General features: G+C 72.1%; 13 protein-coding genes and 2 pseudogenes. 7 read left to right on the top strand and 8 right to left on the bottom strand.

All coding sequences use genetic code 11. From position 1 onward, the window contains the following. Window positions 1-26 precede the first annotated feature (26 nt). The 4 genes and pseudogenes from iolD to iolC form a co-directional block, all read right to left on the bottom strand. Window positions 27-1,913 carry a 3D-(3,5/4)-trihydroxycyclohexane-1,2-dione acylhydrolase (decyclizing) gene (iolD, locus tag OJ254_RS14640; RefSeq protein ID WP_265362687.1) on the bottom strand — a complete coding sequence of 629 codons (1,887 nt, stop codon included), beginning with the start codon at window positions 1,911-1,913 and terminating at the stop codon, window positions 27-29. After that, a pseudogene (gene iolB / locus OJ254_RS14635) lies at window positions 1,913-2,748 on the bottom strand (5-deoxy-glucuronate isomerase). Before iolB ends, iolD begins: the two are co-directional and overlap by 1 nt. 209 nt (window positions 2,749-2,957) lie before the next feature. Next, complete coding sequence (locus OJ254_RS14630) at window positions 2,958-3,845, bottom strand: Cgl0159 family (beta/alpha)8-fold protein (RefSeq protein WP_265362686.1); 888 nt, start codon at window positions 3,843-3,845, stop codon at window positions 2,958-2,960. A gap of 103 nt (window positions 3,846-3,948) precedes the next feature. Further along, window positions 3,949-4,940: pseudogene (gene iolC / locus OJ254_RS14625) on the bottom strand (5-dehydro-2-deoxygluconokinase). Between the two features lie 349 nt (window positions 4,941-5,289). Here iolC and OJ254_RS14620 point away from each other — a divergent pair. The 5 genes from OJ254_RS14620 (at window position 5,290) to OJ254_RS14600 (ending at window position 10,418) form a co-directional block, all read left to right on the top strand. Then, a complete protein-coding gene (locus OJ254_RS14620) occupies window positions 5,290-6,210 on the top strand; it encodes a sugar phosphate isomerase/epimerase family protein (protein WP_265362685.1) in 921 nt (306 codons plus the stop codon). Between the two features lie 69 nt (window positions 6,211-6,279). Next, on the top strand, window positions 6,280-7,317 hold the full coding sequence (locus OJ254_RS14615) for a Gfo/Idh/MocA family protein (RefSeq protein WP_265365155.1): 1,038 nt from the start codon (window positions 6,280-6,282) through the stop codon (window positions 7,315-7,317). Window positions 7,318-7,545: 228 nt separating this feature from the next. Continuing rightward, window positions 7,546-8,958, top strand: a complete 1,413-nt coding sequence (locus OJ254_RS14610; RefSeq protein ID WP_265362684.1) for a sugar porter family MFS transporter — start codon at window positions 7,546-7,548, stop codon at window positions 8,956-8,958. Between the two features lie 260 nt (window positions 8,959-9,218). Then, window positions 9,219-9,410, top strand: a complete 192-nt coding sequence (locus OJ254_RS14605) for a helix-turn-helix transcriptional regulator (RefSeq protein ID WP_030804605.1) — start codon at window positions 9,219-9,221, stop codon at window positions 9,408-9,410. 57 nt (window positions 9,411-9,467) lie between these two features. Continuing rightward, window positions 9,468-10,418 (top strand): 2-dehydropantoate 2-reductase, encoded by a 951-nt coding sequence (locus tag OJ254_RS14600; RefSeq protein WP_265362683.1) that lies wholly within the window; start codon window positions 9,468-9,470, stop codon window positions 10,416-10,418. 62 nt (window positions 10,419-10,480) lie between these two features. On the opposite strand, the gene OJ254_RS14595 is transcribed toward OJ254_RS14600, so the two are convergent. Next, complete coding sequence (locus tag OJ254_RS14595) at window positions 10,481-11,578, bottom strand: LacI family DNA-binding transcriptional regulator (RefSeq protein WP_265362682.1); 1,098 nt, start codon at window positions 11,576-11,578, stop codon at window positions 10,481-10,483. 210 nt (window positions 11,579-11,788) lie between these two features. On the opposite strand from OJ254_RS14595, the gene OJ254_RS14590 reads away from it, so the two are divergent. Next, window positions 11,789-12,853, top strand: a complete 1,065-nt coding sequence (locus tag OJ254_RS14590; protein WP_265362681.1) for a Gfo/Idh/MocA family protein — start codon at window positions 11,789-11,791, stop codon at window positions 12,851-12,853. On the opposite strand, the gene OJ254_RS14585 is transcribed toward OJ254_RS14590, so the two are convergent. Continuing rightward, window positions 12,789-13,412 (bottom strand): DedA family protein, encoded by a 624-nt coding sequence (locus tag OJ254_RS14585; protein ID WP_265362680.1) that lies wholly within the window; start codon window positions 13,410-13,412, stop codon window positions 12,789-12,791. The two genes, OJ254_RS14590 and OJ254_RS14585, sit on opposite strands and share 65 nt — an antisense overlap. 196 nt (window positions 13,413-13,608) lie before the next feature. Here OJ254_RS14585 and OJ254_RS14580 point away from each other — a divergent pair, with 196 nt between their 5' ends. Then, window positions 13,609-13,896 (top strand): heavy-metal-associated domain-containing protein, encoded by a 288-nt coding sequence (locus OJ254_RS14580; RefSeq protein ID WP_265362679.1) that lies wholly within the window; start codon window positions 13,609-13,611, stop codon window positions 13,894-13,896. Between the two features lie 645 nt (window positions 13,897-14,541). Here the strand turns inward: OJ254_RS14580 and OJ254_RS14575 are convergent. Both OJ254_RS14575 and recD2 read right to left on the bottom strand, forming a co-directional pair. Further along, window positions 14,542-15,831 (bottom strand): citrate synthase, encoded by a 1,290-nt coding sequence (locus OJ254_RS14575; protein WP_265362678.1) that lies wholly within the window; start codon window positions 15,829-15,831, stop codon window positions 14,542-14,544. A 177-nt stretch (window positions 15,832-16,008) separates the two neighbouring features. Then, window positions 16,009-18,219, bottom strand: a complete 2,211-nt coding sequence (recD2, locus tag OJ254_RS14570) for an SF1B family DNA helicase RecD2 (protein ID WP_265362677.1) — start codon at window positions 18,217-18,219, stop codon at window positions 16,009-16,011. Window positions 18,220-18,351 lie beyond the last annotated feature (132 nt).

Here is an 18,351-nt window from a genome sequence, read left to right as displayed (position 1 = left end):
TTCGCTGTGACGATGGGGAACGTGGGTCAGAGGTGGCGGCGGCGCCCGGCGGCCTGCCGGTCGTACGCCGCACGCGCGGCGACCGCCGCCGGACGCGTCGCGGTCTCGGCAACAGGAACATCCCACCAGGCCTGCGCCTCCGGCGCGCCCGGCACAGTGTCAGCCGTTTCGGTCTCGACATAGACACATGTGGGGCGGTTCGCGCCACGCGCCTCGGCCAGCGCCGCCCGCAGCTCACCGACCGACGCGGCCCGGATCACCCGCATCCCGAGCGAGGCGGCGTTCGCGGCCAGATCCACCGGCAGCGGCGCCCCCGTGTACGTACCGTCGCCGGCCCGGAAGCGGTACGCCGTCCCGAACCGCTCACCGCCGGTCGCCTCGGACAGCCCGCCGATCGAGGCGTACCCGTGGTTCTGGATCAGCACGATGGTGAAGTTGATGCCCTCCTGCACCGCGGTGACGATCTCGGTGGGATTCATCAGATACGTACCGTCGCCGACCAGCGCCCACACCGGACGGTCCGGCGCGGCCAGCCGCACCCCGATCGCCGCCGGGATCTCGTAGCCCATGCAGGAGTACCCGTACTCCAGGTGGTACTGCCGGCGGGACCGGGCCCGCCACAGCTTGTGCAGATCACCGGGGAGCGACCCGGCCGCGTTGATCACGATGTCGGAGTCGTCCACCAGCGCGTCCAGCGCCCCCAGCACCTGCGTCTGGGACGGCCGCGCCGACGCGTCCGCGGCACCGTACGCCGCGTCCACCCGCCGCTCCCACTCCTCCTTCGCCGCCCCGTACGCCGCCTCGTACTCCTTCTCCACCCGGTGCCCGGCCAGCGCGCCCGTCAGCGCCGCGAGGCCCGCCCGGGCATCGGCGACCAGCGACAGCGCGCCGAGCTTGTGCGCGTCGAAGGCGGCGATGTTGAGGTTGACGAACCGCACGCCCGGCTCCGCGAAGAGCGTCGCCGACGCGGTGGTGAAGTCCGTGTAGCGGGTGCCCACGCCGATCACCAGGTCCGCCTCGCGGGCCAGCGCGTTGGCCGTCGCCGTACCGGTGTGCCCGATCCCGCCCACGTCACAGGGGTGGTCATGGCGCAGCGAGCCCTTCCCGGCCTGGGTCGACGCCACCGGGATCCCCGTCGCGTCGGCGAACTCCCGCAGCGCCTCCTCCGCCTCCGAGTGGTGCACCCCGCCACCGGCGATCACCAACGGCCGGCGGGCACCGCGGACCGCCCACACCGCCTCCGCCAGCGCGGCGGCGTCCGGGGCCGGCCGGGGCACCCGCCACACCCGGTCGGCGAAGAACTCCTCCGGCCAGTCGTACGCCTCCGCCTGCACGTCCTGCGGCAGCGCCAGCGTGACCGCCCCGGTGTCCACCGGATCGGCCAGCACCCGCATCGCCTGCATCGCCGCCGGGATCAGCGCCTCCGGCCGGGTCACCCGGTCGAAATAGCGCGACACCGGACGCAGCGCGTCATTGACCGACACATCTCCGGCGTGCGGCACCTCCAGCTGCTGCAGCACCGGCTCGGCGGGCCGGGTGGCGAAGGTGTCACCCGGCAGCAGCAGCACCGGCAGACGGTTGACGGTGGCCAGCGCCGCGCCCGTGACCAGGTTGGTCGCGCCCGGACCGATGGACGTGGTGACGGCGTGCGCGGACAGCCGGTCGCACTGCCGGGCGTAACCGACCGCGGCATGCACCATCGCCTGCTCGTTGCGGCCCTGCAGATACGGCAGTGCCGTACCGGACTCCAGCAGCGCCTGGCCGATACCGGCGACGTTGCCGTGGCCGAAGATGCCCCAGCAGGCACCGATCAGCCGCTGCCGCCGGCCGTCCCGCTCGGTGTACTGGTGGGCGAGGAACTCGACCAGGGCCTGCGCGACGGTCAGGCGGCGGGTCGTCGGGGCGGCGTTCATCAGACGTCTCCTACGGGCGCGTCGTAGAGCGGAAGGCGGGGGTCGACGGGCTGGTCGGGCCAGGTGTCACGGATCCAGCCGTGCTCGGGGTGGTCGCAGATCAGCCACTCCCGCTCCTCCCCCGGGCCGGCCATGACGTTGAGGTAGTACATGGCATGGCCGGGCGTCGCGATCGACGGCCCGTGCCAGCCGTCCGGGATGAGCACCGCGTCGCCGCCCCGCACCTCGGCGAGCACGTCCGTGCCGCGGCCGTGCCCGGACGGGCTGACGCGCTGGTAACCGACGCCCTCCGTCCCGTGCGCGGACGCGATCTCGAAGTAGTAGATCTCCTCCAGCTCGGACTCCACGCCCGGGCGGCACTCGTCGTGCTTGTGCGGCGGGTAGGACGACCAGTTGCCGCCCGGGGTGAGCACCTCCACCGCGATCAGCCGGTCGCACTCGAACGTGCCGGCCGCGGCGAAGTTGTTCACCTGCCGCGAGCAGTTCCCGCGGCCGCGCAGCTCCACCGGCACCTCGGAGGCGGCGCCGTAGCGGCCGGCAGCGTCAGCTCACACCGGGCGCCGGTCAGCGCGAACCGGCCACCGGCCTCGCTGGCGATGCCCACGTGCGCGTCCCGCGGCACGTACGCGAAGTCCGTGACCCCGCTGAACACGTCGTCCCGGCCGAGCAGTTCGAACTCCGCACCGCTGTCCACCACGACCGTGCACCCGCCGGACAACGGCAGCACGATCCACTCGCTGTCCCCGGTGTCGAACGCGTGCTGCCCCCCGGGCGCCAGCTCCAGGACCCGCAACGAGGAATACCCCCAGCCGGCCCGCTCCGGGTCGATGTCCACGGCGTACGGACCGCGCGCGGCTCCGCCGGCTCTGAGGTGGAGATCGGCCGGCGGGCGGGGCGCGGCCCGGGAGGGGCGCCGGGCCCGGTGAGGAACCCCGTCTCGGGGTGGGGCCTGCCCTCGGGACCGGTCCCGGCCTCGGGATGGGGCCTGCCCTTCGGGGGGAATTCAGCACTCATGTCTCAAGTCTCCTGCGGTTATCGCGGCGTTTACAGCAGGCCGACGGCGGTGTCCACGGCGGCCGCGACATCGCCGTCGGCCGGATAGAGCAGCGACCGCCCGACGACCAGGCCCTGCACCGTCGGCAGCCGCAGCGCCTTGGCCCACTTCTCGTACGCGGCCTCCTGCTCCCGGACGGTCGAGCCGACGTCGCCGCCGAGCAGCACCGCGGGCAGCGTGGTGGTCTCGCAGACCCGCGCCATCGCCTCCGGGTCGTCGGTGACCGGCAGCTTCAGCCAGGTGTACGCGGAGGTGCCGCCGAGGCCGGAGGCGATGGCGACGGAGCGGATGACCGCCTCCGGGCTGAGGTCGTTGCGGACCCGGCCGTCTATTCGGGACGACAGGAACGGCTCGACGAAGACGGGCAGTTCCCGCTCGGCCATCGCGTCGATGGCGCGGGCGGTGGTCTCCATCGTGGTCAGCGACCCGGGATCGTCGTAGTCGATGCGGAGCAGCAGCTTCCCGGCGTCGAACCGGAGCCGGGCCAGGTCCTGCGGCCGGTGCCCGGTGAACCGGTCGTCCATCTCGAACGACGCGCCGGCGATCCCGCCGCGGTTCATCGAACCCATCACCACCTTGCCCTCCAGGGCACCGAGCAGCAGCAGGTCCTCCAGGATGTCGGCGGTGGCCAGCACCCCGTCCACCCCCGGCCGCGACAGCGCGAGCACCAGGCGTTCGAGCAGGTCCAGGCGGTTGGCCATGGCGAGCCGCCGGTCACCCACGGCGAGCGCACCGCGGGCCGGGTGGTCGGCGGCCACGATCATCAGCCGCCCGCTGTCGCCGATGAGCGGCCGGCGGGTACGCCGGGCGGCGGCCTCCGCCACCGCTCCGGGCTGCCGCGCCCGCAACGTCGCGAGATCACTGATCCGAGGGGACAAGGGTCAACTCACCTTCTGGGGGCGGGGCGGGGAGGAGCGGGGAGGGGACGGACGGCGGGCGGCGTAGCGGGGCGGGGAGAACGGGCGGGGAGTCACCGCCGGTTCACCGGGCGGCGAGGAACTCCTCGACCTCCTCCCGGGTGGGCATCGCGGAGGAGCAGGCGAGCCGGGAGGCGACGATCGCCCCGGCCGCGTTCGCGTACCGCGTCATCCGCTCCAGCTCCCAGCCGGAGAGCAGGCCGTGGCACAGCGCCCCGCCGAACGCGTCCCCGGCGCCGAGCCCGTTGACGACCTCGACGGGGGTGGGCGGCACCTCGGCGACCCGGCCGTCCCGGTGCACGGCCAGCACCCCCTTGGGCCCTGTTTGACGACGGCCAGCTCGACGCCCATGTCCAGCAGCGCCTGCGCACACGCCTTGGGGTCGCGCAGCCCGGTGGCCACCTCGGCCTCGTCCACGTTCCCGACCGCTACGGTGGCGTGCCGCAGGGCGGCCTCGTAATACGGCCGGGCGGTGGCCCGCGCCGCGGCGCCGGTCGCCCCGCCGTCCCCGGAGGCGCCCCCCTCGCCGCCCCAGAACATCGGCCGCCAGTCGAGGTCGAAGACGGTCGGTCCGGACTTGGCGCGGGCCTCCAGCGCGGCCAGGGTGGCACTGCGGCTCGGCTCCTCGCACAGCCCCGTACCGGTGACCCAGAAGATCCGCGCGGCCGCGATCGCCTCCCGGTCGAGCTCCTCCGGGTGGATGTCGAGGTCGGGGGCCTTGGGACGCCGGTAGAAATACAGCGGGAAGTCGTCCGGCGGGAAGATCTCGCAGAAGGTCACCGGCGTCGGGTGGGCCGCGACCGGCGTCACCCACCGGTCGTCCACCCCGAACCCCCGCAGCGCCTGATGCAGGAAGTCCCCGAACGGGTCCGCGCCGGTCCGGCTGATGACCGCGCTGCGCCGCCCGAGCCGGGCGGCCGCCACCGCGACGTTCGCGGCCGAGCCCCCCAGGAACTTCCCGAACGTCTCCACCTGCGCCAACGACACACCGGTCTGCAGGGGATACAGGTCCACCCCGATCCGGCCCATCGTGATCAGGTCGTACGACTCGGTCATACACGCCCCTTCGGCTCAGCGCGCCACATCCTGCTTCTCACGCGAAAGGATTCGCTTCGCTCAGCGGGTCTGCGCTCAGCGGGACCGGGGTTCCGTCCTCCCGTCCGAGGAAAGGTCTAACGGTGACCCTCAGACCCTGTCAACAGTTTGTCCTTACATTCTGACGTCAAAGCGAAACCCCGACCCGGCCGGCCACCCCCACCCGGCAGCCTCACCCGACCCACAAGTCCTTACGTCCTTATGTCAGGACGAAGTCTTGACACTCCCCGGGGCGGCAGAGAGGCTGTGCCCCACAACCCCACCCCGCGCCTTCCCGGTCACCGCCGACCGGCGAGAGGAGAGCCGCAGCATGCCCGCACGCCATGCCGCCCCGCCCGTCCTGGACCGTCTCCGCGTCGGTTCGGCCCCCGACTCGTGGGGAGTCTGGTTCCCCGACGACGACCAGCAAGTGCCCTGGCAGCGCTTCCTCGACGAGGTCGCCCGGGCCGGCTACGAGTGGATCGAACTCGGCCCGTACGGCTACCTGCCCACCGACCCCGCCGTGCTCCACGACGAGATCGCCCGCCGCGACCTCAAGGTCTCGGCCGGCACGATCTTCACTTCGCTGCACCACGGCCCGTCCGTATGGGACAAGACCTGGGCCCACGTCTCCGAGGTCGCCACCCTCACCCAGGCCATGGGCGCCCGGCACCTCGTCGTCATCCCGTCCTTCTGGCGGGACGACAAGACCGCCGAGGAGCTCGAACCCCGCGAGCTGACCGTCGAGCAGTGGAAGCACCTCACGACGGGCATGGAGCGCCTGGGCAAGCGGGTGCGCGACGAGTTCGGGCTCGACATCGTCGTCCACCCGCACGCCGACACCCACATCGACACCGAGGAGCACGTCGAGCGCTTCCTCCACGTCACCGACTCCGACCTGGTCAACCTGTGCCTGGACACCGGCCACTACGCCTACTGCGGCGGCGACAGCGTCAAGCTGATCCGCACCTACGGCGAACGGATCGGGTACCTGCACCTCAAGCAGGTCGACCCGGACATCCTCAGCGACGTCGTCGCCAAGGGCACGCCGTTCGGCCCGGCCGTCCAGCAGGGCGTGATGTGCGAACCGCCGCTCGGCGTGCCCGCGCTGCCGCCCGTCCTGGAAGCCGCGCAGGAGCTGGACGTCGACCTCTTCGCCATCGTCGAGCAGGACATGTACCCCTGCCCGCCCGACCGCCCGTTCCCCATCGCCGAACGCACCCGCCGCTTCCTGCGCTCCTGCGGCGCCTGAGCCAGGGTGTGAGGAGTGCGGGACGACATGGAGGACGGCATGGAGCACGGCAGCGGCATGGAGGACGGTATGAGTGAGCGCGGTGGCGCGGGTTCCCGCGGGACGCTCGGGGTGGCGGTCATCGGTACCGGGCGGATGGGGGCGGACCATGTGCGGCGGATCGACGAGGTGATCAGCGGGGCCCGGGTGGCGGCGGTGGCGGACATCGACGCGGCGCGGGTGAAGCATCTGGCGGACGGCATCGAGGGCTGCACCCCCTACACCGATCCCGCCGCCGCCATGGACGACCCGGCCGTCGAGGCGGTGCTGATCGCCTCACCCGGTCCCGCGCACGAGGCGGCGCTGCTGGAGGCGTTCGCGCGCGATCTGCCCGTGCTGTGCGAGAAGCCGCTGACGCCGGACGCCGCGTCCGCGCTGCGCGTGCTGGAGGCCGAGCAGGCGCTGGGCCACCGCCGCGTGCAGGTGGGCTTCATGCGCCGTTACGACGTGGATTACCGAAGCCTCAAGTCCCTTCTCTCACAAGGGACTTACGGTCGCCCGTTGATGTTGCACAACCGGCACCGGAACGCGGACACCCCGCCCGGCTTCACCAACGCGATGATGATCAACGACTCGGTGGTGCACGAGATCGACGTGACGCGCTGGCTGCTGGACGACGAGATCACCGCCGTCCGCGTGCTGCGCCCCGCCCCCACCGGGAACGCGCCCGAGGGGCTCAGCGACCCGCAGCTGGTCCTCTTCGAGACCGCCGGCGGCCAGGTCGTGGACACCGAGATCTTCGTCAACTGCGGTTTCGGCTACCAGGTCAGCTGCGAGGCGGTCTGCGAGGGCGGCACCGCCCGGATCGGTGACGACCGCGGCGTCTTCAGCAACACCGCCGGCCGTTGGGGCGGCGCCATTCCGCCCGGTTTCGTGGAGCGCTTCGAGGACGCGTACGACCGTCAGGTGCAGCTCTGGGTGAACGCGACCCGCCGCGGCGAGGTCGAGGGCCCCAGTTGCTGGGACGGCTATGCCGCGGCCGCGGTGTGCGAGGCCGGTGTGCGTGCCCAGGCCACCGGTGAGCGCGTCACGGTGGAGCTGGTCGAGCGCCCGGCGATGTATCGCTGAGCCGGCGGCCGCAGCCGTACCCGTACCCGCCGCGCCCGCCCCCGTGGGCCCGTACCCGCCGTACCCCTACCCGCATCCGGAGCTGTACCGAAAGGCCCTCGTTCCTATGTTTGTCGCGCGTGTCGTGCCCGTTCCGCATCAGCTCACAGCACCCGCTCAGGGGACGGATGCGGTCCCCGTCGCCGGTGCCGTGGCACGGCCGGGCCGCACGGCGCGGCGGGGCTGACGATGGGCGCTGCGACCAGCCAGGTGGCGTCCGCCGGTCAGCGTCCTGCCGCGCGGGACCGGAACGCCAAGCGCTTCATCGTCGGCATCGCTGCCATCGCCGCCCTCGGTGGCGCCCTGTTCGGCTACGACACCGGGGTGATCTCCGGCGCGCTGCCCTTCATGGAGAGCCACTTCGGCCTGACGTCGCTGGGTGAGGGCGTCATCACCAGTGCCCTGCTGATCGGCGCCGCGTTCGGTTCGCTGATCGGCGGGCGGATGTCCGACGCGCTGGGCCGGCGCGATGCGCTGCTGTGGGCCGGTGCCGTGTTCATCGGGGGTGCGGTGGCCGTCGCGCTCTCCCCCACCGTGCCGTTCATGACGATGGCGCGGTTCGTGCTCGGGCTGGCCGTCGGCAGCGCCTCCGTGATCACCCCGCTGTATCTGTCCGAGATCGCGCCCCCGCACATCCGGGGCCGGCTGGTCTCCTTCAACTCCCTCATGATCGTCAGCGGGCAGTTGCTCGCGTATCTCCTCAACGCGGTCCTGGCGCAGTGGGCGGCCTGGCGCTGGATGCTGGGGCTCGCCGCGCTGCCCGCGGTGGCGCTGTTCGCCGGGCTGTTCTTCCTGCCCGACACCCCGCGCTGGTACATCAGCAAGGGGCGGCGGGCGGACGCGGCGCGGGTGCTCGGCCGTACGCTGCCGGCCGACGACGTGCCCGCCGAGCTGGCCCGGATCGACCACGCCCGCAGCCTGGAGGCGGACGCCCGGCGCGGCGCCTGGCGGGAGCTGCGTACGCCGTGGGTGCGGCGGCTGCTGCTGGTCGGCATCGGGCTGGCGGCGGTGCAGCAGATCACCGGCGTCAACGCGGTGGTGTACTTCGCGCCCAAGATCCTCGCGTCGACCGGTCTGGGCACCGGCGCCGCCATCACGGCCACGATCGCCGTCGGGGCGGTCTCTGTCGTGGCCACGGCGATCGGGATGTCACTGATCGACCGGGTCGGCCGGCGTCCCCTGCTGCTCTGCGGGCTGGCGGGGATGACGGTGGCGCTCGCGCTGCTGGGGGCGGCCTTCCACCTCCCGCACTCGCCGGCCGTCAGCGTGCTGGTGCTGGGCCTGATGGTGCTGTACATGGCGTTCATGCAGGCCACGCTGAACACCGGGGTGTGGTTGCTGCTCGCCGAGATGTTCCCGCTCAGGGTGCGCGGACTGGCCATGGGCGCCGCGGTGTTCGCGATGTGGATGGTCAACTTCGCGGTGGCGCTGGTCTTCCCGGTGCTGCTGGACGCGGTCGGCGCGAGCAGTACGTTCTGGTTCTTCGCGGCGATGTGCGTGCTGTCCTGGGTCTTCTGCCGGCGTTACGCACCGGAGACGAAGGGGCTGGCCCTGGAGGACCTGGAGCACGAGCTGCGCAGGGCGGCGGGCGAGCAGGCATAGGCCTCTGCGGGGGGGGCACGGGTCCCGTGCGGGCCACGGTCCCCGTGGGGACCGGTATCTGCCTCCCGTCACAGGCGTACGGCGTGCGTCACGGCTGTCACAGTTCCCCGGGCCTTCGGTCACAACCGCTCGACAGCCCCTCGCCGATGGTCACCGAGCGTCGTTGTCCGGGCACAGGCTCAGTGATCACCAGGCCGTGCGCGGCTCCGGCCGGCTCACCCCGGGCCGGCCCCGCGTGCGGCGCTCAGGAGGTGGCAGAGATGACCGACCGCAGGCTCTGGTCGTACAAGGAGATCGCGGCACACATCCAGGTGCAGCCGGACACCGTGCGCTCGTACCGCAAGCACGGGCTGCTGCCCGAACCGGATCTGGTGGAGGGCGGGAAACCGTACTGGTTCGCGGACACGGTCAGAACGTGGGTGGCGCAGCGGCCGGGCCGGCGCGGACGGTAGCGACGCCACCCGAAGCGGTACGGGTGTGACGCCCGGCCGCGTGGCTACGATCGAGGTATGGCCCAGACACCCCAGGCCGCCTCCGTGCCGGACCGGGCCGCCGCCGCGCCCGCGCGGGTCGCGGTGATCGGGGCCGGTGCGATCGGCGGGTACGTCGCCGCCCTCGCCCGGTGGGCGGGTCTGGACGTCACGCTGTGCGTCCGCAGTCCGTTGCGGGACCTCGCCGTCGAGAGCGGCGGCGAGGTCCGTGCCGCCGCGGTGCGGATCGTCACCGATCCGGCGCGGGTGGCACCGGTCGACTGGGTGCTGCTGACCACCAAGGCGCAGGACACCGCGAGTGCCGAGGGCTGGCTGCGGCGGCTGTGCGGCCCCGGGACCGTCGTCGCGGTGCTGCAGAACGGCATCGACCAGGAGGCGCGGGTGGTGCCGCTCGTTCCTCCGGGGACCGCGGTCCTGCCGACCGTGGTCTACATCTCCGCCGAGCGCATCGCGCCCGGCCGGGTCCGGCACCACGTCGCGAGTGAACTGCACGTTCCCGAGGGCCCGTTGGCGGACCGGTTCGCCGCGCTGCTGGCCGGTTCGGGGCTGCGGGTGCATCCGGTGCCGGACTTCACCACGGCCGTCTGGCGCAAGCTGTTCACGAACCTCGCGGCGAACCCCCTCACGGCGCTGCTCCAGCAGCGGATCGGCGTCTTCGCGGATCCGGAGATGGCGGCGCTCAGCCGCGATCTGCTGCGGGAGGCGGCGGCAGTGGCCCGCGCGGAGGGGGCGGACATCGGTGACGCGGACATCGCGCGGACGCTGGAGCTGTACGCGCACGCGCCTCCGGACGGTGGTTCGTCGATGCTGTACGACCGGCTCGCGGGCCGCCCGCTGGAGCACGAGTACCTCACCGGCGCGGTGGTGCGGGCGGCTGAACGGCACGGCATCGCGACGCCGTTGAACCGGATGCTGCTGGTGCTGCTGCGGGCGGTGGACCGTGACCTGCGGGCGGGGCGGCAGGAGTAGCCGGAGGGCGGCGGGCGTGGGCGGATACCCGCGGGCGTGGCGCGCCAGGGGCGGCCGGGTGCCTATGCGGCTCCGGCCGGCGGCGCCGTGGACCCTCTGATCTCCAGTTCCGGGGCGACGAGTTGGTGGCCGGCGGGCAGGTCCGCACCGGTCGGCGGGTGCGGGCCGGCCGGGGCGTCCCTGCCCGCCATGCGGTCGAGGAGGCAGCGGGCGGCCCGCCGGCCGACGTCGTGGCTGGCGTTGTTGACCGAGGTCAGCCAGAGGTGGCGGATGCGGGCGAGGTAGGTGTTGTCGTAGCCGACGAGGGAGAGGTCGACGGGCACGGTCAGCCCGAGTTCCTGGGCCGCGGAGAGCGCACCGACGCAGGAGATGTCGTTGAACGCGAAGACGGCGGTGGGGCGTTCGGTGCGGCGCGCGGGGTTGAGGAGCCGTACGGCGGCGCGGTAGCCGCCCTCCTCCGTGCCGTCGGCGCTCTCCACCACGGCGGCGGTGTGCAGGCCGTGGGCGCGTACGGCGGCCTCGAATCCGCGGCGGCGCAGGGTGCCGACCACGCCGCGGCCGGCGATGTGGGCGATCCGCCGGTGGCCGAGCGAGATCAGGTGCTCGGTGGCGAGCCGGGCGCCGCGTTCGTCGTCGTTGGCGACGATGTCGACGTGCGGGAGCCGGGGTTCGTGGTTGCCCGCGATGACGGTGGGCAGCCGCTCGGCGACCTCGGCGAGGCCGTCGGTGTCCGGGAGGGTGCCGACGACGACGAGGCCGTCGACCCGCAGTTCCTGGAAGGTGCGGGCGACGTCCTGGCCGGTGCGCCGGTCGAGCCGGCCGTCGGCCATCAGCATGCGCAGGCCGTGGGCGTGGAGGACGGAGTTCAGGCCGTCGAGGAGGTCGACGAACCAGGGGTTGCGCAGGTCGTTCAGGAGCACGCCGACGGTGTGCGTGCGGCGTGCGACGAGGCTGCGGGCGGCGGCGTTGGGTCGGTAGCCGAGCTCGTCGATGGCGTCCTGGACGGCCCGCCGCTTGGCGTCGCTGACCCGCGGTGAGCCCTGCAGGACGAGCGAGACCAGGGATTTGGAGACGCCGGCGCGTTCGGCGACGCCGCGGATCGTCGGGGGCCGGCCGGCGGCCGCCCGCAGGTCGTCACCGCGCTCATTGGACCGTTCCATGCATCGGGATCCTGCCATCGCCGCAGGTGACCGTCAACGTCCGGACCGTCGGCCACCCTTCATCCTCCCTGAGGACGGCCCTCCGGCCTGCGCGGAGGGTTGACATGCGGACATCCGGACCTGCAGGGTGCGCGGGACGACCACCGTTGGACCGTTCCAACACGCGTTCCGACCACGGCCGTCACCGCCACCTCCTGGAAGGACCGAGAAGTGAAGATCGGCCTCATCGGCACCGGGCGCATCGGCGCGTTCCACGCCCAGACCCTTCAGCAGGTTCCCGGCGTCACCGACCTGGTGGTCGCCGATGCCGACCCGGCGCGGGCCGCGTCGCTGGCGAAGACGCTGGGCGTGCGCGCGGCCGCAGACATCCCGGAGCTGTACGCGGGCGGCCTGGACGGGGTGGTGATCACCGCCGCGACCAGTGCGCACGCCGCCCTGATCCACCAGGCACTGGACGCCGGTGTGCCGGTCTTCTGCGAGAAGCCGGTCGCCCTGGACGTGGCGGGCACGATCGGCGTCGTGGAGCGGGCCCGGCCGGGCTCGGTACCGGTCCAGATCGGCTTCCAGCGGCGCTTCGACGCGGGCTACCGGGCCGCCCGTGAGGCGCTGCGCTCGGGCGAGCTGGGCTGGCTGCACACGCTGCGCGCCTGCACCAGTGACCAGAGCCCGCCGCCGGCCGGGTACATCCCCACCTCGGGCGGGCTGTTCCGGGACTGCTCCATCCATGACTTCGACGTGCTGCGCTGGCTCACCGGCCGCGAGGTGGTCTCGGTCTACGCGCAGGGCGCCAACCGCGGTGCGTCCTTCTTCGCCGACGGCGACGACGTCGACACCTGCGCCGCGTTGCTGCGGTTCGACGACGACACCCTGGCGACGGTCACCGCGACCCGCTACAACGGCGCCGGGCACGACGTCCGCCTGGAGGTGTGCGGCTCGCGGGGCACCCGGATCGTCGGGCTCGACGACCGTGCGCCGCTGCCGTCCGCGGAGCCGCGGCTGTCGTGGCGGCGGGCGGCCGCCCCGTACGCGACGTTCATGGAGCGCTTCCACGAGGCGTACGTGACCGAGCTGGGGGTCTTCGCCGAGGTGGCCGCGGGCCGGGCGGCGAACCCGTGCCCGCCCGGGGACGCGCTGGAGGCGCTGTACGTGGCCGAGGCGTGCGAGCGGTCCCGGCGGTCCGGTGCGCCGGTGGCGCTCGCCGACGTCCGCGCTACGGCGGGTCCGGCAGCTCCGAGCGGTCGGGCGGACGCGGGCACGGCGGGCCGGGAGCGGTAGCCGCGCGGCGGGCCGCCCGGCGGCGGGAGGCCCACTGGAGGGCGGTGGCGACGGCGGCGACCGCACAGGAGACGCCCAGGCCGATGGCGGCGGCGTACAGGGGGCGGCCGGCGGTGGCGCTGCCGAGGTAGCCGAGGCCGACCGAGTACGCCGCCCAGGTCGCCTCGGCGATGCCGGCGCCGAGGAGGTACTTGGGCAGCGGGTAGCGGAGCACGCCGGAGGCCAGCGCGCCGGCGACCCGGCCGCTGGGGAGGAACCGTACGGCGATCACGAACGGGACGCCGTAGCGCTCGATGCGCAGGGAGGTCCAGTCGAGGAGTGCGCGGCGACGCGGGTTGCGGCGCATCCAGTCCCGTACGGGCGCGCCGAAGCGGCGGGCGGCGAGGAACATCAGCAGGTCCCCGGTCAGCGCGCTGCCCGCCACGGTGAGCAGGACGAGGGGGAGGAAGAGCGCGCCCCGGGAGGCGAGGACGCCGGCGGAGACGAGCAGGGCGGAGTTGGGGACGAACGGCGGCAGGGTGGTGAGCGCCAGCAGGGCGTAGAAGGCGAGTACGGCCATGCGCCGCCTCCTCGGATCGGCTCCGAGTCCGTATCCCAAGGCTGACGCGCGGCGGGGCACCCGGCAACGCGACGGGCGTGCACCTACCGGAAACCGGCGTGCCCTCGCTTGGACCTATACCCCCCAGGGGTATAGGGTGACCAAGGTCGGTCGAAGCTCGGACAGAAGCTCGGCATCTGCATCACGAGGAGAACCCATGACTGAGAACAGCTCCTGCTGCGCCCCGGAAGGTTCCTGCCACTCCGGCGCCACCGATGTCCAGGCCGGCGAGGTCACCACGACGTACCAGGTCACCGGCATGACCTGTGGCCACTGCGAGGGGGCGGTGTCGTCGGAGATCTCGGAGATCCCGGGCGTGAGCGGGGTGCAGGCGGTCGCGGCCACCGGGCTGGTGACGGTCACCTCGAAGGCGCCGCTGGACGAGGAGGCGGTGCGGGCGGCCGTCGACGAGGCGGGTTACGAGCTGGTGGGCCGGGCGGCCTGATTCCGGTTCGCCGGTCCGTGCGCGCGGGTGCGGGTCGCCACCCTCAGGGGGCGTGGCCCGCGCCGGCGCGCGTAACCATTCAAACCTTCACATAATCCCTACAGTTGACACAACGTCCACACTCCGGGACACATCACCCATACCCCAGGGCCCCGATCTCCAGATCGAGGGCCTTGACCGCATTCGCCCCCATATGGCAAGAGACCCAGATCACACTCATCGGAACGTAACCATTGAGGGGGGTCGTGAGTCTAACCGGGCAGTGCAGGCACCCCGGCGGGGCTTGCACTGCACCAGCCGTGTCGGTCTTGGGGGACCGTGCCACGGCTACGCGTGGCCGGGGCGACGTGCCCGGGGAGCTTTGAGCGGCCCTCCCGATGTGCGCGTCCCGGCGGAGCGCGGTGCAACCCGGAACGCCCGGACGGATCCCGTGGGGGGAATCCAACCGGGACAAGGGAAGCGCCCCGCACTCTGGACCCGTGGGGGGATCCGGAGGCGGGGCGCTTCCTGCTTTTTCGTGGCTCGGTTCGCCTCCGGGGCGCAAAAGCCCGTGTCGAGAAGTCGACGGTGCTCGACTTCTCGACACAGGCGCGCTCCTTCGGCTCACTCGCCGGGCGAGCTGCCCGGCGGAGTGAGCACAGGGCGTCAGCGCTGCTCGACCGGGACGAAGTCGCGCTCGACGATGCCGGTGTAGATCTGGCGCGGGCGGCCGATGCGGGAGCCCGGCTCCTTGATCATCTCGTGCCACTGGGCGATCCAGCCGGGGAGCCGGCCGAGCGCGAAGAGCACCGTGAACATCTCGGTCGGGAAGCCCATGGCCCGGTAGATCAGACCGGTGTAGAAGTCGACGTTGGGGTAGAGCTTGCGCGAGACGAAGTAGTCGTCGGAGAGCGCGTGCTCCTCCAGCTTGAGGGCGATGTCCAGCAGCTCGTCCGACTTGCCGAGCGCGGAGAGGACGTCGTGCGCCGCCGCCTTGATGATCTTCGCCCGGGGGTCGAAGTTCTTGTAGACGCGGTGCCCGAAGCCCATGAGCTTCACGCCGTCTTCCTTGTTCTTCACCTTGCGGATGAAGGCGTCGACGTCGCCGCCGTCGCGCTGGATGCGCTCCAGCATCTCCAGCACGGACTGGTTGGCGCCGCCGTGCAGGGGGCCCCACAGGGCGTTGATACCGGCGGAGATCGAGGCGAAGAGGTTCGCCTGCGAGGAGCCGACCAGGCGGACCGTGGAGGTCGAGCAGTTCTGCTCGTGGTCGGCGTGCAGGATCAGCAGCTTGTCCAGGGCACTGACGACGACCGGGTCGAGCTCGTAGTCGGCGGCGGGCACCGAGAAGGTCATCCGCAGGAAGTTCTCGACGTAGCCGAGGTCGTTGCTCGGGTAGACGACCGGGTGGCCGACCGACTTCTTGTAGGCGTACGCCGCGATCGTCGGGAGCTTGGCCAGCAGCCGGATCGTGGAGATGTGGCGCTGCTGCTCGTCGAACGGGTTGTGGCTGTCCTGGTAGAAGGTCGACAGCGCGCTGACCACCGAGGACAGCATGGCCATCGGGTGGGCGTCCCGGGGGAAGCCGTCGTAGAAGCGCTTGACGTCCTCGTGGAGCAGGGTGTGGTAGGTGATGTCCTGCTTGAAGGCCGACAATTCGTCGACGGTGGGCAGCTCACCGTTGATGAGGAGGTACGCGGTCTCGACGAACGTGCTGCGCTCCGCGAGCTGCTCGATCGGATACCCGCGGTAACGAAGAATTCCCTGCTCACCATCGAGATAGGTGATCGCGGATTTGTATGCCGCGGTGTTGCCGTAACCGGAATCCAGGGTCACCAGACCGGTCTGGGCGCGCAGCTTCGAGATATCGAAGCCCTTGTCGCCGACAGTGCTGTCGACGACCGGGTAGCTGTATTCGCCGTCCCCGTAACGCAGTACTACAGAGTTGTCGCTCACGTCATCCCTCACCGACGTTGTGCCTCTTCTTCGAGGTGCCCTGACTGCCTATACCTTCCCCCATTTGGACCTTGGATGTGCACTCGGGGTCGGCCATAGGGCCCCATTACGGCACTCAGTGCCGCGTCAGTGTCCCATCCTGCTCCCGTTCGCCCCGATTGGGAAAGAGGAGTGACATCACATCGCCCCGGCGAGCCGGTGAGCCAGCGCCGTACCCCGCCGACCGGCGGAAACCGTGCGTACGGCCTGCCCCAGGGCCTTCCGGGAGCCGACCAGCACCACCAAACGCTTTGCCCGGGTGACGGCGGTATACAGCAAATTGCGCTGCAGCATCATCCAGGCGCTGGTGGTGACCGGAATCACCACCGCTGGATACTCACTACCCTGCGAGCGATGGATCGTCACGGCATAGGCGTGCGCGAGTTCGTCGAGTTCGTCGAAGTCGTACGGGACCTCCTCGTCCTCGTCCGTGCGGACCGTCAGCCGCTGCTCGACCTCGTCCAGGGCGGTGACCACGCCCACCGTGCCGTTGAAGACGCCGTTACTGCCCTTTTCGTAGTTGTTCCTGACCTGGGTGACCTTGTCGCCCACCCGGAAGACCCGGCCGCCGAAACGCCGCTCGGGCAGGTCGGGGCGGGCGGGGGTGATGGCCTGCTGGAGCAGACCGTTCAGCGCGCCCGCTCCGGCCGGGCCGCGGTGCATCGGGGTCAGCACCTGGACGTCCCGGCGCGGGTCGAGACCGAACTTCGCCGGGATGCGGCGGGCCGCGACGTCCACGGCGAGCCGCCCGGCCTCCTCATTGTCCTCCTCCGCGAAGAGGAAGAAATCGGTCAGCCCGGTGGTCAGCGGCGGGACGCCGGAATTGATGCGGTGGGCGTTGGTGACCACGCCGGACTGCTGGGCCTGCCGGAAGATCCGGGTCAGCCGGACGGCCGGCACCGGGCCGGAGGGGGCCAGCAGGTCCCGCAGCACCTCGCCGGCCCCGACGGACGGCAACTGGTCGACGTCGCCCACCAGCAGCAGATGGGCGCCCGGCGGGACCGCCTTGACCAGCTTGTTGGCCAGCAGCAGGTCCAGCATGGACGCCTCGTCGACGACCACCAGATCGGCGTCCAGCGGCCGGTCCGCGTCGTAGGCGGCGTCCCCGCCGGGCTTGAGCTCAAGGAGGCGGTGGACCGTGGAGGCCTCCGCGCCGGTCAGCTCCGACAGCCGCTTGGCGGCCCGGCCCGTGGGCGCGGCCAGCACGACCGTGGCCTTCTTGGCGCGGGCCAGCTCGACGACGGAACGGACCGTGAAGGACTTGCCACAGCCCGGGCCGCCGGTGAGCACCGCGACCTTCCGCGTCAGCGCCAGCCGCACCGCCTCCTGCTGCTCGGGCGCCAGATCGGCGCCCGTACGGCGGGCCAGCCAGGCCAGCGCCTTGTCCCAGTCGACGTCCCGGAACACCGGCATCCGGTCCTCGTCGGTGCGCAGCAGCCGGGTCAGCCGCCCGGCGAGCGAGATCTCCGCGCGGTGGAACGGCACCAGATAGACGGCGGTGACCTCCGCGCCGTCCTCCCCGGCGGGCACCTTCTCGCGCACCACGCCCTCCGGCTCCGCGGCCAGCTCGCCCAGGCAGTCGATCACCAGGCCGGTGTCCACCTGGAGCAACTTGACCGCGTCGGCGATCAGTTGCTCCTCGGGCAGGAAGCAGTGCCCCTGGTCCGTGGACTGCGACAGGGCGTACTGCAGGCCCGCCTTGACCCGGTCCGGGCTGTCGTGCGGGATCCCGACGGCCTGGGCGATGCGGTCGGCGGTCAGGAAGCCGATGCCCCAGACGTCGGCGGCGAGCTTGTAGGGCTGGTTGCGGACGACGGAGATCGAGGCGTCGCCGTACTTCTTGTAGATCCGCACGGCGATGGACGTGGAGACCCCGACGCCCTGGAGGAAGACCATGACCTCCTTGATGGCCTTCTGCTCCTCCCAGGCCGCGCCGATCATCTTGGTCCGCTTGGGGCCCAGGCCCGGCACCTCGACGAGGCGCCCGGGGTCGGTCTCGATGACGTCGAGGGTGTCGGTGCCGAAGTGCTCGACGATGCGGTCGGCGATGCGCGGGCCGATGCCCTTGATCAGACCGGAGCCCAGATAGCGGCGGATGCCCTGGATGGTGGCCGGCAGGACCGTGGTGTAGTTGTCGCACAGGAACTGTTTGCCGTACTGGGGGTGCGAGCCCCAACGGCCCTCCATGCGCAGCGACTCACCCGGCTGCGCCCCCAGCAGCGCGCCCACGACGGTCAGCAGATCGCCCGCGCCCCGGCCGGTGTCGACCCGCGCGACGGTGTAGCCGTTCTCCTCGTTGGCGTACGTGATCCGCTCCAGGACCCCTTCCACCACGGCTGCGTTGACCATGCCCCGACGGTACCGCCGGGGTCCGACAACGCGGCCGGGGCCTCGCCCTCGGCGGGTGGTCCGGACGTCCTGGCCCGGTGGTGCGGCGTCGGCGGGATCACCATCGAGGGGCCCGTCCCCCCAAGGTCGGGC

This window comes from Streptomyces endophytica, from assembly GCF_026153355.1.
Taxonomy (GTDB): domain Bacteria; phylum Actinomycetota; class Actinomycetes; order Streptomycetales; family Streptomycetaceae; genus Streptomyces; species Streptomyces endophytica.
This window is presented reverse-complemented; position numbering and strand designations above follow the sequence as displayed.

Coding starts and splice junctions, on each gene's coding strand:
- OJ254_RS14610 (WP_265362684.1), top strand. CDS start 7,546: ATGGGCGCTGCGACCAGCCAGGTGGCGTCCGCCGGTCAGCGTCCTGCC.
- OJ254_RS14605 (WP_030804605.1), top strand. CDS start 9,219: ATGACCGACCGCAGGCTCTGGTCGTACAAGGAGATCGCGGCACACATC.
- OJ254_RS14585 (WP_265362680.1), bottom strand. CDS start 13,412: ATGGCCGTACTCGCCTTCTACGCCCTGCTGGCGCTCACCACCCTGCCG.
- OJ254_RS14600 (WP_265362683.1), top strand. CDS start 9,468: ATGGCCCAGACACCCCAGGCCGCCTCCGTGCCGGACCGGGCCGCCGCC.
- OJ254_RS14615 (WP_265365155.1), top strand. CDS start 6,280: ATGAGTGAGCGCGGTGGCGCGGGTTCCCGCGGGACGCTCGGGGTGGCG.
- recD2 (WP_265362677.1), bottom strand. CDS start 18,219: ATGGTCAACGCAGCCGTGGTGGAAGGGGTCCTGGAGCGGATCACGTAC.
- OJ254_RS14620 (WP_265362685.1), top strand. CDS start 5,290: ATGCCCGCACGCCATGCCGCCCCGCCCGTCCTGGACCGTCTCCGCGTC.
- OJ254_RS14595 (WP_265362682.1), bottom strand. CDS start 11,578: ATGGAACGGTCCAATGAGCGCGGTGACGACCTGCGGGCGGCCGCCGGC.
- OJ254_RS14580 (WP_265362679.1), top strand. CDS start 13,609: ATGACTGAGAACAGCTCCTGCTGCGCCCCGGAAGGTTCCTGCCACTCC.
- iolD (WP_265362687.1), bottom strand. CDS start 1,913: ATGAACGCCGCCCCGACGACCCGCCGCCTGACCGTCGCGCAGGCCCTG.